The sequence below is a fragment of the Apilactobacillus apisilvae genome (assembly GCF_023380225.1).
GTDB lineage: Bacteria > Bacillota > Bacilli > Lactobacillales > Lactobacillaceae > Apilactobacillus > Apilactobacillus apisilvae.
Map to the genome: position 1 here is coordinate 415,531 of NZ_CP093362.1, position 13,919 is coordinate 429,449.

Consider the following 13,919-nt stretch of genomic DNA (forward strand, 5'->3'; position numbering starts at 1 on the left):
AATTAAATTATCTTATTTGTATTGAAATTCTTCTAAAATATCTTTAGCAGACAAAACAGGCTTAGCTCCAGCTAAAATAAGCTCATTACACCCTATTGATAATTCACTATCAATTCTACCGGGAATTGCTAAAACATCGCGATTGTTTTGCAACGCTAAATTAGCAGTAATTAAACTACCAGACTTATGTTTTGCCTCAATTACAGTTAAAGCATCAACTAATCCAGCAATTATACGATTTCTTTCTGGAAAATGAAATCGTAGTGGTTTACTTCCCACTGGATATTCACTAATTAATAAATTACTAATAGCTATGGTTCTTTGTAATTGTTCGTTCTTTTTTGGATAATAAACATCAAGTCCAGTTCCAATCACTGCAATGGTGTTACCTTCATTAGCAATAGTACACTGATGGCTTAATTTATCAACCCCATCGGCTAGTCCAGAAACAATTGTGATATTTGAATTGACCACTGTGGGAACTATTTTATTTAAAATTGTAAAAGAATAATCTGTACATTTTCTAGCACCAACGATTCCTAATTTTTTAGTATTTAGTAATGACAAATCTCCAAAATAAAAAAGTACAATTGGTGGCAGATAAGATTCCCTTAAATTTATTGGATACTCATCATCAAATATCGAAATAAATTTAACATGATTTAAATGATAAATAAAATTATCATCTAAATTTTTGCTTTTAAAAGAATTAATGAATATTTTAGTACTTTTTTTAGAAAGATTTGTAACTTTAGCAATTGATTCAGCATCGATAATTATTTCATTAGGTATTTCTTTGTATTTAAAATTCAAATATTTATAAAATCGATATTGCGATTTAATTCCAAAACCTGGTGTCAATTTTAACTTTAATAATAAATTACGTAATTTCATTTTAAACTCCCTAAGATGTTTAAAAATTAAATACGCAAACTAATCACCTATAATATCAGAAACTGGTTTAAAAGTTTTTCGATGAATTGGAGTTGCTCCATATTTTTTTAATGCATATAGATGATTTTTGGTCCCATAACCTGAATTATGATTGAAATCATATTCTGGATATTGATTATTATATTCATCCATCAAATTATCTCGATACACTTTAGCTATAATACTAGCTGCTGAAACACTTGCACTTTTAGCATCACCTTTAATTAATCTAGTTTGATGAATAGGCACATCAATGTTCATTGCATCCACAATAATTTCTTTTGGAGTTACTGATAGACCATCAATGGCATCTTTCATAGCAGACCTAGTTGCCTCGTAAATATTAATTTGATCAATTATTTTATTAGAAGCAATACCAATATTGTAATATAAAGCATTTTGTTTAATAAGTTCAGATAGTTCTAATCGTTTTTTGGGTGACAACTTCTTAGAATCATTAACTTCGTATAATTCAAAATCATTTGGTAAAATAACTGCAGCTGTTACGACTGGGCCTGCTAAAGGCCCTCTTCCAACCTCATCAACACCAGCAACATATTTTATTCCGTTATTCCAAAAATGGTTTTCATATCTTAAGCGTTTATGAAAATCAACTTTTTCATCGTGTATTTTCAACAAATGTTTTTTTCGACGTTTAAGTGCAAGCTGAACACCTTTTCGTGAATCTAGTTGATATTCGTTAAAAATACTATCTGATAAACTATTAGCATTAGAAAGCAATTCAGTTATTTTTTTTATTGAAAGTTGATTATTCATTGCCTTCATCCTTAGATAATTCTTCAACATTATCTAGCGTGAAATTGCCTAATTTTCCCTTACGACTATCTAAAATTAAACGCATCGATGCTTGTTCATAATCATCACGCATCCCGATATTTTGAGTTATTTTCAACAATAAATCTACATTATTTAATTCCATGTCGTTTTCATTTAATCGATAGCGTTTCATTAATCCTTCTCGGTTATGTTCGCGGAAAAATTCTAATGCAAATAAAGCAACGTCGTCACTAGCATAGATACTATCTTTAACAGCACCCGTTAGAGCTAATTTATTAGCAACTGTTTGATCTTTAAATTTTGGCCATAGAATTCCTGGTGTATCTAGTAATTCTAAATCTTTGCTAGATCTAAGCCATTGTTGACCTTTAGTAACACCCGCACGATTACCTACTTGGGCCGCACGGCGTTTAACAATTTGATTTAATAAGGTTGACTTACCAACGTTAGGCACTCCAACACAAATTGCACGAATGATTTTATTTTCTATTCCTTTATTTTTACTAGCACTAATTTTATCTTTTAATAAGTTCTTAACAACTTTAGTAATATAATTACCAGTTGTATTATTTTTAGAATCTACAGAAATGGCAGCATAACCTTGATTTTTAAAATATTTTAACCATTGATTGGTAAAATTAGGATTAGCCAAATCAGCTTTCGTTAAAATCATTAAACGAGGTTTTTCCTTACTTATTCTATATACTTCTGGATTAATTGAACTATATGGACAACGTGCGTCTACTAATTCGAAAACAATATCAACTAAATGTATGTTTTCTTCAAATTGTCTGATGGCTTTAGCCATATGTCCAGGAAACCATTGAATCATATTATCCGCTCCAATCTATTACTTTTATTGTACTATATTTTATATTTCATTATTAGTAATAAAAATAAACCTAAATTACATTTAGGTTTATTTTTATTTAACTATTAGAATCTTGATACATTTGCCAGGCTTCATCAAAAATAGTCATACTGGGTAAATAATTTGCATTTTCTTCTAAATATTCAGAAATTTCATCATAGTAAACTGATTGTTTAGGAAATGACTGATCATAAAATGCATTATTAGCAAATTGTTCAACAGGTTCAAAACTCCCAGAATTACGTTCAGTCATTAAAAACTGATAAAAAGTTTTCATTATTATCCTCCAACTAATTATTAGGGACTAATGCTTTAAATATAAAATTACCATTACCATTCATATCAATTTTATCTGCTTGATATGATACCTTATTTTTACCACCTAAACGATTTAAATGTAAAATAATTTTACTTTCTTTACTATTTAATTCGATCCAATTAGGAATATGATATTTTTTACTTACATAGGCAATAACAAACTTAGCTGGAATATCTAAATGGCCAATTTCTAAGCTATTAGTGTCTAGTTCAATATTACCGTCATCTAACATTTTAGGAGTCATCGCTAACACATAATTAACTTTTGAACCCAAAATTTTAATATCCCCATACACATAAGCCTTATCACTTAAAATAAATTTATAATTCATACTATCATTATTATGTTTATCAAAATTTTTAAGATAATATGAAGATAACGTGTTTATTTGTTTTTTGTTCAATGAAACGGAAATTGGTGTTTCATCATTATTTGTTTTGTTCTGCCCATAATCATTAATGGTTGATCCATGAATTTGCAGCCAAAGATACCCAAATCCAGCAATTAATAAAATAATTAAAATAAAAAATAAATATTTAAATATATTAAACTTGTGAGATTTATGCAACTATTTCAACTCCCTATATAATACCAATCATTATATTTTTGCATTGAATTAAATAATTTATCAGTCATAAAATCATAACCTAAATTATTAGGATGAAAGTGATCTTTGGTTGATAGATAATCATTCAGTTCACTTTTATCATCGTAAAGTTTTGCAATTGATAAAGGATCAATATCATTATTATTATCTTTAGCTAGTTTATCCCTTTGGGACTCAGTTTTATATTGACCATAAGATAAATCGTTAATATTAACAAAATGCATTTTCTTTTGTTTATTAACAATTTCAGAAGTTACTGAATTATATTTATCAACATACTCACTAATTGCATGAACATTAGGAAAATAAACATAAACAGGATTATAAACACTAAAAATATAAATTGGTGATTTCTTATTAACTTGACGTAAATGTTGAATTAAAGAATTTAAATTATTTTTATATTGATTTAAACTTTTATTCATACTTATACTAAATTTATCCTTATCATTAACTAATGCATTCTTTTGTAATGTCTGAAGTAAATCATTCCCACCAGCACTTAAAAATATTGAATTAGCATGCTTAACATTAGTTGCAAGTTTATCCGTATTGTTTAATAAGCGTTCATTAATTTGATCACTACGTTGGCCAGCGATTCCATAATTGCGAACGGAAACTTTAGCATTATCGTACTTAATCAATTTATTTTTTATTCTACCTACATAACCGCCTTGATTATTTGTATCACCAACACCTTGAGTTAAAGAATCTCCTAAGGCAACAAAAGTAACTTTTTTATTATTATAATGGTGACTAGTATCTGACTTAACACTTTTATATACATAAAACCCACCACAAATTAATACAAATAGAAAGAAAAGACCTAATATAAGTTTTATTATTTTTTTCGTGTTAATCGCGCCCCTATTAAATTATTCACTATAATACATAAGTGCAAATGCCCCTAAACCACCATAAGTAGCAATAATGGGTACGGTTTCTCGCATAACAATCTTTACATCTGGACAAATTTCATGAATTTCATCCCTAATTTGGTCAATAAATTCAGTTTCTCCTACATAAGAAATCCCAATGCTATTAATGCTATTATCTTTTAAAGTCTGAGACATTTCAGGATACACATGCTTCTTAAAATAATTATGAATTGACTTAATTCCTCGACCTTTAGAGTTAATATTAATTTTTCCGTTAATTAGTTGAATAGCAATTTTAATATTTAATAAATTAGTAATTGCACCAGCCCATGGCCGTAATCGACCACCCTTAACGATATTATCTAAATTAATAATTCCCATATATAATTTAGTATTATCACGGACTTTATTAATATTGTTAATTATTTTATCAATATCATTTTCACCATCTAGAGATAATTGTGCAGCCTTAATAACTTGAAATGCTAAGGCTCGATCAGTTGTTAAACTATCAATTACTTTAACGTTAGCTTTAGATAAACGAGCAGCTTCACAAGCTGTTTTATAAGTACCACTAAGCTCACTATCTAAATTAATTGACAAGACTTCACTGCCATCAGATCCCAATTTATCAAACATGTCTATAAATTTACCTAGAGGTGGCTGACTCGTCTTAGGTAATGAATTAGTATTTTTCATTTTTTCATAAAATTCTTCATTAGTAATGGTTTCACGTTCTGTATAAACAGTACCATCAATCATTACCGATAAAGGAACAATATTAATATCATATTTAACAATTTCTTCATCGGTTAATCCAGCCGTTGAATCAGTAACAATTTTTATTTTTGACATTATTATCACCTTCAATAAGAATTAAAATTATTTTCTTTTGAAAACCTCGAAAGTATGTGGATAAATATTTTTATCATCCATCTTACCGTCAACACTCTTAATTAACTTAAAATCATTATAATTAATATCAGGCATCACCGTATCACCTGAAAATTTATAATCGATAACTGTGCGATATAAGAAGTCAACATAAGGCAAAAGCAATTTAAATATTTGAGCCCCACCAACAACAAAAATTTCTTTGTCTTGATTATCTTTAGAAAAAGATAAAAATTCATTCACATTATTAAAAACTTTAACGTTTTTGGGAAAATCATCTTTACTAGTATGTGTCAATACAACATTTAAGCGATTAGGTAATGGTCTACCAAAACTTTCATAAGTTCTTTTACCAGCTAAAATAACATTACCAGTAGTTGTTGCTTTGAAATAATGCATATCACTTGGCAAATTCCATGGCAATGTACCATTTGAACCAATTATGTGACCTTTAGATTCTGCCCACAAATAAGAAATCATATTGTTATCCTCACTTTTTATACAGCTACTGGAGCTTTAATTGGATCATGATGATTATAATCAACAACTTTAATATCATCCATATCGTAATCAAAGATACTATCTTTATCAGGATTTAACCATAATTTAGGTGCTGAATATGGTTTTCTATCTAACTGCGTTTTAACTTGTTCAATATGGTTAGAATAAATATGTGCATCACCTAAAGTATGAATAAATTCACCTGGCTTTAAACCACATTCTTTTGCAATTAGTGATGTTAGTAATGCATAACTAGCTATATTAAATGGTACACCCAAAAATACATCAGCTGAACGTTGATATAATTGGCAACTTAATTTACCATCATTAACATAAAATTGGAACATTGTATGACATGGTGGTAAAGCCATTAAAGGGATATCTTCTGGATTCCATGCAGAAACAATTAATCTTCTAGAATTTGGATTTGTTTTTATTTGTGAAATTACATTTTTAATTTGATCAATAGTATTTCCAGTTGAAGTTTTCCAATGACGCCATTGGCTACCATAAACTGACCCTAAATCACCATATTTTTCGGCAAATTTATCGTCTTCAAGAATTTTTTGACAAAACTTTTTCTTTTCAGCCAAATAAATCTTCTTAAAATCTTTGTCTTCATTGGCACGACGACCAAAATCAGTCATGTCAGGTCCATCATAATCTGAAGACTCAACAAAAGTCTTAAATGCCCATTCATCCCAAATATGATTTTTATGTTCTAGTAAAAATTTAATATTAGTATCACCACGTAGAAACCATAATAGTTCACTTTTAATTAATCCAAAAGGAACTTTTTTAGTTGTTAACAATGGAAATCCCTTACTTAAATCAAATCTCATTTGGTATCCAAAAGTACTAATTGTACCTGTACCTGTACGATCTCCTTTTTGATGACCATTTTCTAAAATATATCTTGCTAAATTTAAATAAGTATCTTCAAGCATTTCATAAACTCCTATTCTGCAAATTGGCTTAAATATTCCCATCGTTGCATTTTTTCATTTGATTTTTTATTTAAATCATCAACCTGAGATTGTAAGTCAGCTAACTTATCATAGTCATCCCCATAGTTTTGCATTTCTGATTGCAATTCAGATGTTTTACTATCTAATTTATCAATTTCATCTTCTAAACCATCAAATTCAATCTGTTCAGCATAAGTTAACTTAGTCTTTGTTTTTTTATCATCATTGGTTGCTTTTTGCTCATTATAATTTGTTTTTTCATTTTTTTGAGATTGATTATTATCAGAGTTATTTTTCAATCCTGATAAATAATCGGTAAATAAGCCCACATGTTGTTCTATTTTACCATTACCATCAAAAATAAGGAGTTTATTAGCAACCTTATCTAAAAAGTAACGATCATGTGAAACTGTAATAACAGTTCCAGCAAAACCCTTAATGTAGTCTTCTAAGACGGTTAAAGTAGAAATATCCAAATCATTAGTGGGTTCATCTAATAATAAAACATTAGGCTGTTGCATTAACAATTTTAAAAGATATAGCCGACGTTTTTCCCCACCAGATAATTTACGAATCAAAGTACCGTGCATAAACTTAGGGAAAAGAAATTGCTCTAATAAATCAGTAACACTAATTTTATTACCCGTATTATCCGTAACATTTTCTCCAACATCAGTTAAGTATTTAATTACTCGTTTATCATCAGGGATTTTTTCCGTCTGTTGAGTATAATAAGCCATTTTAACGGTTTCACCGACTTCAACAGTTCCGCTATCTGGTTGTAATTTCCCAGCAATAACATTTAATAATGATGACTTTCCAGCACCATTTTCACCACTAATACCAATTCGTTCATTTCTTTGAATTAAAAAACTAAAGTCATCTAAAATCTTCTTATTATCTAAATTTAAATAATTGTCCTTTAATTCAATAACTTTCTTACCCAAACGGTGTTGTCCTAAAGTAATATCGACGTCATCATCCGTTTGTAAATTACCAACATCATTTTTTAAATCATTAAAGCGATTAATTCGAGCTTGTTGCTTAGTGGAACGGGCCTTAGCGCCCTTTTTCATCCATGCTAATTCCTGTTTATATAATCTTTGCTTTTTATGTTCTGCATTGACTTCATAATCTACTCGTTCAGCTTTTTGTTGAACATATTTTTCATAGTTACCTTCATATTCATACAAATTACCAAACGATAATTCCCAAATATTGTTAGCAATATTATCTAAGAAATAACGATCATGGGTTACAAATAATAAAGCACCCTTATATTTAGCCAATAAATCTTGTAACCAATCAATTGAATCAAAATCCAAATGGTTAGTGGGCTCGTCTAAAATTAATAAATCAGGTGATTGAATTAATACTTGTGCTAATCCAACACGACGTTTTTGGCCACCAGATAAGGTTGATACTTTTTGATTCATATCATTAATTTTTAGTTGAGTTAAAATTGTCTTAACGTCGCTTTCAGCATTCCAAGCATCTTCTTCATTCATTTTAGCTTCAGCTGATAAATATTGATGTTCGGCTTTTTCATCATCAGGATTTTTAGCATAAATATCCAATGTATGTTCGTAATATCTAATTGTATTAAAGATATCCTGGCTTCCTGCAAAAACTGCATCTAACACAGTTAATGACTCATCTAATTCAGGTTGTTGTTTTAAATAACCTATCGTATAGGTCTTAGATGTGATAATGTCACCAGTAGAATCATGATCTAATCCGGAAATAACATTTAATAAAGAAGTTTTTCCACTTCCATTAGTTCCAATCAAACCAATTCGATCGTGTTCATTAATAATAAAATTAAGATCTTTAAAAAGCGTTTTTTCACCATAGGTTTTGGTCAAATTTTCTACTCTTAAAGTTTGCATGAAATCACTCTTTCAAATATTGTTTAGTAAAATTAATTAGTTCGTTTGTATCGTTTTCTAGACGACCATTAACAACCTTTTTCTCAATCACATTTAAAATTTCGCCTAATTTAGGACCTGGTTTTAAAATATCATTTTTAATTAAAATTCCACCATTAATTGATAGTTCTTTTTTATTTTTAATAGGTAAGTTATCATACTCATTAATTAAATCATTTTCATTCAAATCAAATCCATACAAAGAAGCAATATGATTAGCAATAATTAACAAACTTTTGCCTGTATTATAAATGCTTATGTCATTAATTGTTTTAGAATAAATTTTATAAATTGCACTACAACAAATTTTGGTATCATTAATAACTTCGTTTGAAGATTTCCAAGCTTTCAAAAATTCACCAATTTGTAATCTATTATATTTAAAAGCAAAACAAATTAAGCTCCAAATCGACACTTCACTAGTTAAGTCTAAGTTCTTTAAATTAGAAATAGACAAAATGTCATCATGATGATGATTAAAATATGGAATATACAAATACATATTAGTATTAATAATATCCAATAATCCCTGCCTAGGTTTTAATCCTTTCATCATCTTAATAAATTCAACATAAATTCGTTCAATTGCAATTTTTTCTAAAAGCTTACTATGTCTTTTAATTGCATTAAAAGTGTCATCTTCAATATTAAAATCTAACTTGCTAGCAAAGCGAACCGCACGCATCATTCTCAAGGCATCCTCGTTAAATCTCTCATTAGGGTCACCCACTGCACGGATAATATTGTGATTTAAATCATCAATACCACCAAATAAATCAGTAACTTCACCATTTTCACGCATAGCTAAAGCATTGATTGTAAAATCTCGACGTTTTAAGTCTTCTTCTAGCGAACGAACAAATGTAACTTTATCTGGACGACGATAATCTTGATATCCAGATTCAGTTCTAAATGTAGTAATTTCATAACCAACATTATTATCAAGAACCATAACAGTTCCATGTTCAATTCCAGTATCAATTGTATTTTTAAATAATTTTTTTATCTCTTCAGGATAAGCACTAGATGCTATATCTACATCATGAATGGGTTCGCCAATAATAGTATCTCTTACACTACCGCCAACAAAATAAGCTTCATATCCAGCTTTTTCAATTGTTTGCATTACAGGACGTGCTTTTTCAAATTCATCAGGTAATTTTTTAATTTTCATTCTACTTAGTACCCCTATCTTTACTATATAAATAGTAACAGATTAATAGTATTATTTACAAAATTTTCTTTTTTATGTTATATTGGTTAAAGTAACTTTTAACATTTATGGAGGTGCAATAAATAATGAATAACTATCCTTATCAAAAAAGTTTTGAACAATATTTAAAAATAAATGGTTTAGCTAAAGTCACCATTAAAGAATACACTAGTACATTAATCGATATGTTTGAGTATTTATCTAATTTTAATCTTGGATATCAAAAAAATCACCACGTAAATCAGTTGTTTGATCGTGACATTCAACAATACATGAATATGTTAATAGAGAAAAGACAAATTAATAATTCAACTTACAATAAAATTTTGTCACATATAAATATTTATTTTAAATATTTATTTAGTCATGACTTTTCAGATAAGCTACCTACACTAACTTTAAAAGGTCGTGATCGAAACAAAAAAGTTAATATTGATATAACTTGGTTATCTAAAATGGAAAAAATTCTTAATAATTCAAACATTCATCCATATACAAAAATGACACTGTTAATGATTAGCAAAGGTTTTAAATCGTCAGAAATATTAAGAAAAGATTTCTACAAAATTTTTAATAAAATAAAATTTAATGACTATGAAAAAACTTTTATAAATTCTTTTTCAATATTTATTAAACCTATCCAAGAAAAACAAAATTCAAAAGATATTTTTCTGAAGCAAAGAATTGCTGAAGATCCACATTTAACTTTACCGGGTTTGCATAAATATTTAAAACCCAGCGAAGCATTTTTGGATATCAGTTTAAGCCCTTCTGACTTATTCCAAGGATATATTTTGAATTATGTAATAAAAAATCCAGAAGAAAATGAATTTGAACTTTCAAATCACCTTAATCTGGATTTGGCTTCAGTTATATACTATCAAAAACTAGCTACCAAAATAAAAACAAGTTAGTAATCTTGATATTCATCTAACATAAAAGCAGCTTCATCATCTGAAGGAACTAATTTAACATATTCCTTTAATAATGAAATTGCATTTTTTATGTCACCACTTTCTCTAAAGAACATTGCTGAAGATTTCAAGAAAGTAGTGTTATTCATAAAGTAAGGTTTAGCTGCTAAATAATACTTATGGGCATTTGTCAAATCATCCATTGCATCATAAGAAATGGCTAGATTCCAATAAAACTGAGGATCTAATTCGTGATCTTCAATATATGAAGTTAACAATTTAATATTTTCTTCATATTTTTCTCTAGCAACTAATAAGTTAGATAGCTCTAAAATGATTTCAATATCATCTGGATCGATATTATTCCCCTGTTTTAAATAGTTCTCAGCCAATTCTTGATCATCAACTTTTAGTGCTGAACGAGCACTTAGTAAGTATAATTTTTCATTGTATTGATCAACGCTGAGTCCTTCTTGAAATACTAATAATGCATCTTCATTCTTATTTTGTTGTTCTAAGGCTTGTCCTAAATAAGGATATAAAGTTGCATATTGTGGATCACTTTCACGTAATTCTTGAAATAAATTAATTGATTCATCATATTCTTTAAGTTGTAAATAGGTAAATGCAGTTTCAAATTTAACGTCGGAAGTCATATTAATGGTTTTAATTTGTTTTAAATAACCAATTGCATTTTCAAAATTACTATCATTGGCATAAGAAATACCAACTCTTTCAACCAAATTAACTGATGAAAGTTCGGTAACTCCTTGTTTAATTAAATTTAAATATAAAGGAATTGACTTATTATATTCACCTGTTGTAAACAACAGTTCTGCTAGGGCAAATGTGATAATTTGTTCATCAGGAGCTAAATTCTTTGCTTGTAACAACTTTTCTTTACTAACATCGAACAATCCCTGAGTTTGGTATAAATCAGCTTGTGTAACTAATGATTGTAAATAAGCATCAGAATCTTTCCCGATGAAACTTAGTTGAGATAAAGCTTCATCAGTTTCTCCCTCACTAATTAAAATATCGGATATATCGACTCTTAGACTATCTTCATCTGGAAACTTTTTTAACAATTTTTGATAAATTTGTTTAGCTTGATCACTAAATCCATAAGAATATAATTCTTCAGCTAAAGAATATAACATATCGTCATCATCATGATGATATGCTAAGTCATATTGTTTATTAAAGTCGTCAATTTTCCCAGCTTCTAAGAACTCTAATGCCTTTTCAGAATAACTCATCCATCTTCCTCCTATTGAAATAATGATATAAAAAAGAGTCAGTTCGACATTTTGCCGAACTGGCTCTTTTATTATTTAAAGTTAACTGTTTATTTAACAGCATCCTTTAAAGCTTTACCTGGTTTAAATGCAGGTACTTTACTTGCAGGAATTTGAATTTCTGCACCAGTTTGAGGGTTACGACCCTTACGAGCGGCACGTTGACGTACTTCGAAATTACCAAAACCGATTAGTTGTACCTTTTCGCCTTTAGCCAAGTTGTCTTGGATTGAACCAAAAACAGCATCTACAGCAGCAGTTGCATCTTTTTTAGTTAAACCAGTCTTGCTAGCTACGTTACTTACTAATTCTGCCTTGTTAGCCATGTGTTTTCACCTCCCAATAGTTCGGAAAACAATCAATGCTTTTCGACATATGTAATAACAACAGTTTAGTGTCATTACAATTATTCAAGATATCACATGAAGCCCTACAATTCAACAATTTAATGATTATTTATCTAAAAATATTATAATTTAGTCATTTATTTACGTTTTCTAGTAATTAATTTTATTGGTGTTCCAGAAAAATCAAAATAATTTCTAATTTGATTTTCTAAATATCTAGAGTATGAAAAATGCATCAATTCTTCATCATTAACAAAAACAACAATTGTAGGCGGCTCTGTTCTGATTTGAGTAGCATAATAAATTCTAAGTTTTCTACCTTTAATACTTGGTGTTGGAGTCATAGCAATAGCATCCATAATAACATCGTTTAAATTAGAAGATGAAATTCGCTTAGAATGGTTATCATTTACCTTTTTAATTAATGATGGTAATTGAGATAATCTTTGCTTTGTAAGTGCTGAAACAAACAAAATAGGTGCATAAGATAGATATTGAAACTGAGTTCTAATACCTGCTTCAAATTCACGTTGAGTAGAACTAGTTTTCTTTAAAGTATCCCACTTATTTACAACAATAATAACACCTTTACCGCCTTCATGTGCATATCCAGCAATTCTTTTATCTTGTTCACGAATACCTTCTTCTGCATTCAAAACAATTAAGGCAACATCACTATTATCAATTGAGTGCATTGCTCGCATTACAGAATAACGTTCAGTATTTTCATAAACTTTACCACGTTTTCTTAGTCCAGCAGTGTCTACCATCGTATAATCTTGTCCATTTTGTGTAAATTTAGTATTAATAGCATCTCTGGTTGTTCCTGCAACATTTGAAACAATTACACGTTTTTCACCAAGAATCGCATTTACTAATGATGATTTTCCTACATTAGGACGGCCTATTAAACTAAATTTAATACTATCATCATCGTTATTATCAGTTTTTTCGGAAAAGTTCTTGATAACTTCATCCAGTAAATCACCTAATCCTAAACCATGAGCTCCAGAAATAGGATATGGATCACCAAAACCTAGTGAATAAAAATCATATATATCAGCACGGCTTTCAAAATTATCCACTTTATTTACTGCTAAAATAACTGGTTTATTGGTCCTATATAAAATTCTTGCAACATTATCATCAGCATTAGTAATTCCTTCTTTACCATTAACCATAAATACGATTACATCAGCTTCATCAATTGCAATCTCAGCTTGAGCAGTAATTTGCTTAACAAATGGTTGGTCATTCATTTCAATACCACCAGTATCAATCATACTGAATTCATGGCCTAACCATTCTCCATGTGAATAAATTCGATCTCTTGTAACTCCGGGTGTATCTTCAACAATTGAAATACGTTCACCGGCAATTCGATTAAAAATTGTAGACTTCCCTACATTAGGACGCCCAACAATCGCGACAACGGGTAATCCCATTGGAT

The 13,919-nt window shown here is 29.1% G+C and carries 15 protein-coding genes; 1 reads left to right on the forward strand and 14 read right to left on the reverse strand.

Annotated features, from left to right (window positions below; genetic code table 11):
- Positions 1-12 precede the first annotated feature (12 nt).
- The 11 genes from dprA to MOO46_RS02175 form a co-directional block, all read right to left on the reverse strand.
- Positions 13-894, reverse strand: a complete 882-nt coding sequence (dprA, locus tag MOO46_RS02125) for a DNA-processing protein DprA (RefSeq protein WP_249511378.1) — start codon at positions 892-894, stop codon at positions 13-15.
- Between the two features lie 39 nt (positions 895-933).
- Complete coding sequence (locus tag MOO46_RS02130) at positions 934-1,710, reverse strand: ribonuclease HII (RefSeq protein WP_249511379.1); 777 nt, start codon at positions 1,708-1,710, stop codon at positions 934-936.
- Entirely contained in the window at positions 1,703-2,563 is an 861-nt protein-coding gene (ylqF, locus tag MOO46_RS02135) for a ribosome biogenesis GTPase YlqF (protein WP_249511380.1), read from the reverse strand. The genes MOO46_RS02130 and ylqF overlap by 8 nt, the downstream gene beginning before the upstream one ends.
- A 97-nt stretch (positions 2,564-2,660) precedes the next feature.
- Positions 2,661-2,882 (reverse strand): YozE family protein, encoded by a 222-nt coding sequence (locus MOO46_RS02140; protein WP_249511677.1) that lies wholly within the window; start codon positions 2,880-2,882, stop codon positions 2,661-2,663.
- A 10-nt stretch (positions 2,883-2,892) separates the two neighbouring features.
- Positions 2,893-3,489 carry a YpmS family protein gene (locus tag MOO46_RS02145; protein ID WP_249511381.1) on the reverse strand — a complete coding sequence of 199 codons (597 nt, stop codon included), beginning with the start codon at positions 3,487-3,489 and terminating at the stop codon, positions 2,893-2,895.
- Positions 3,490-3,494: 5 nt separating this feature from the next.
- Positions 3,495-4,388 carry a GDSL-type esterase/lipase family protein gene (locus MOO46_RS02150; RefSeq protein WP_317619377.1) on the reverse strand — a complete coding sequence of 298 codons (894 nt, stop codon included), beginning with the start codon at positions 4,386-4,388 and terminating at the stop codon, positions 3,495-3,497.
- 15 nt (positions 4,389-4,403) lie between these two features.
- Positions 4,404-5,261: a DegV family protein gene (locus MOO46_RS02155; protein ID WP_249511382.1), complete on the reverse strand. Its 858-nt coding sequence runs from the start codon at positions 5,259-5,261 to the stop codon at positions 4,404-4,406.
- 27 nt (positions 5,262-5,288) lie between these two features.
- On the reverse strand, positions 5,289-5,780 hold the full coding sequence (locus MOO46_RS02160; RefSeq protein ID WP_249511383.1) for a dihydrofolate reductase: 492 nt from the start codon (positions 5,778-5,780) through the stop codon (positions 5,289-5,291).
- A 17-nt stretch (positions 5,781-5,797) separates the two neighbouring features.
- Positions 5,798-6,748, reverse strand: a complete 951-nt coding sequence (locus MOO46_RS02165; protein ID WP_249511384.1) for a thymidylate synthase — start codon at positions 6,746-6,748, stop codon at positions 5,798-5,800.
- Between the two features lie 11 nt (positions 6,749-6,759).
- Positions 6,760-8,658 carry an ABC-F family ATP-binding cassette domain-containing protein gene (locus tag MOO46_RS02170; protein ID WP_249511385.1) on the reverse strand — a complete coding sequence of 633 codons (1,899 nt, stop codon included), beginning with the start codon at positions 8,656-8,658 and terminating at the stop codon, positions 6,760-6,762.
- Positions 8,659-8,662: 4 nt separating this feature from the next.
- Positions 8,663-9,871, reverse strand: coding sequence for a CCA tRNA nucleotidyltransferase (locus MOO46_RS02175; RefSeq protein ID WP_249511386.1), 1,209 nt, complete (start codon positions 9,869-9,871; stop codon positions 8,663-8,665).
- A 125-nt stretch (positions 9,872-9,996) separates the two neighbouring features.
- On the opposite strand from MOO46_RS02175, the gene MOO46_RS02180 reads away from it, so the two are divergent.
- Positions 9,997-10,824, forward strand: a complete 828-nt coding sequence (locus MOO46_RS02180) for a phage integrase N-terminal SAM-like domain-containing protein (RefSeq protein WP_249511387.1) — start codon at positions 9,997-9,999, stop codon at positions 10,822-10,824.
- On the opposite strand, the gene MOO46_RS02185 is transcribed toward MOO46_RS02180, so the two are convergent.
- From MOO46_RS02185 to der, 3 genes are all read right to left on the reverse strand, one after another.
- Positions 10,821-12,083, reverse strand: coding sequence for a tetratricopeptide repeat protein (locus MOO46_RS02185; protein ID WP_249511388.1), 1,263 nt, complete (start codon positions 12,081-12,083; stop codon positions 10,821-10,823). The two genes, MOO46_RS02180 and MOO46_RS02185, sit on opposite strands and share 4 nt — an antisense overlap.
- Before the next feature lie 89 nt (positions 12,084-12,172).
- The gene (locus MOO46_RS02190) at positions 12,173-12,448 is read right to left on the reverse strand and encodes an HU family DNA-binding protein (protein WP_249511389.1); all 276 of its coding nucleotides are present in this window, start codon (positions 12,446-12,448) and stop codon (positions 12,173-12,175) included.
- A gap of 158 nt (positions 12,449-12,606) precedes the next feature.
- Positions 12,607-13,914, reverse strand: coding sequence for a ribosome biogenesis GTPase Der (gene der, locus MOO46_RS02195; protein ID WP_249511390.1), 1,308 nt, complete (start codon positions 13,912-13,914; stop codon positions 12,607-12,609).
- Positions 13,915-13,919 lie beyond the last annotated feature (5 nt).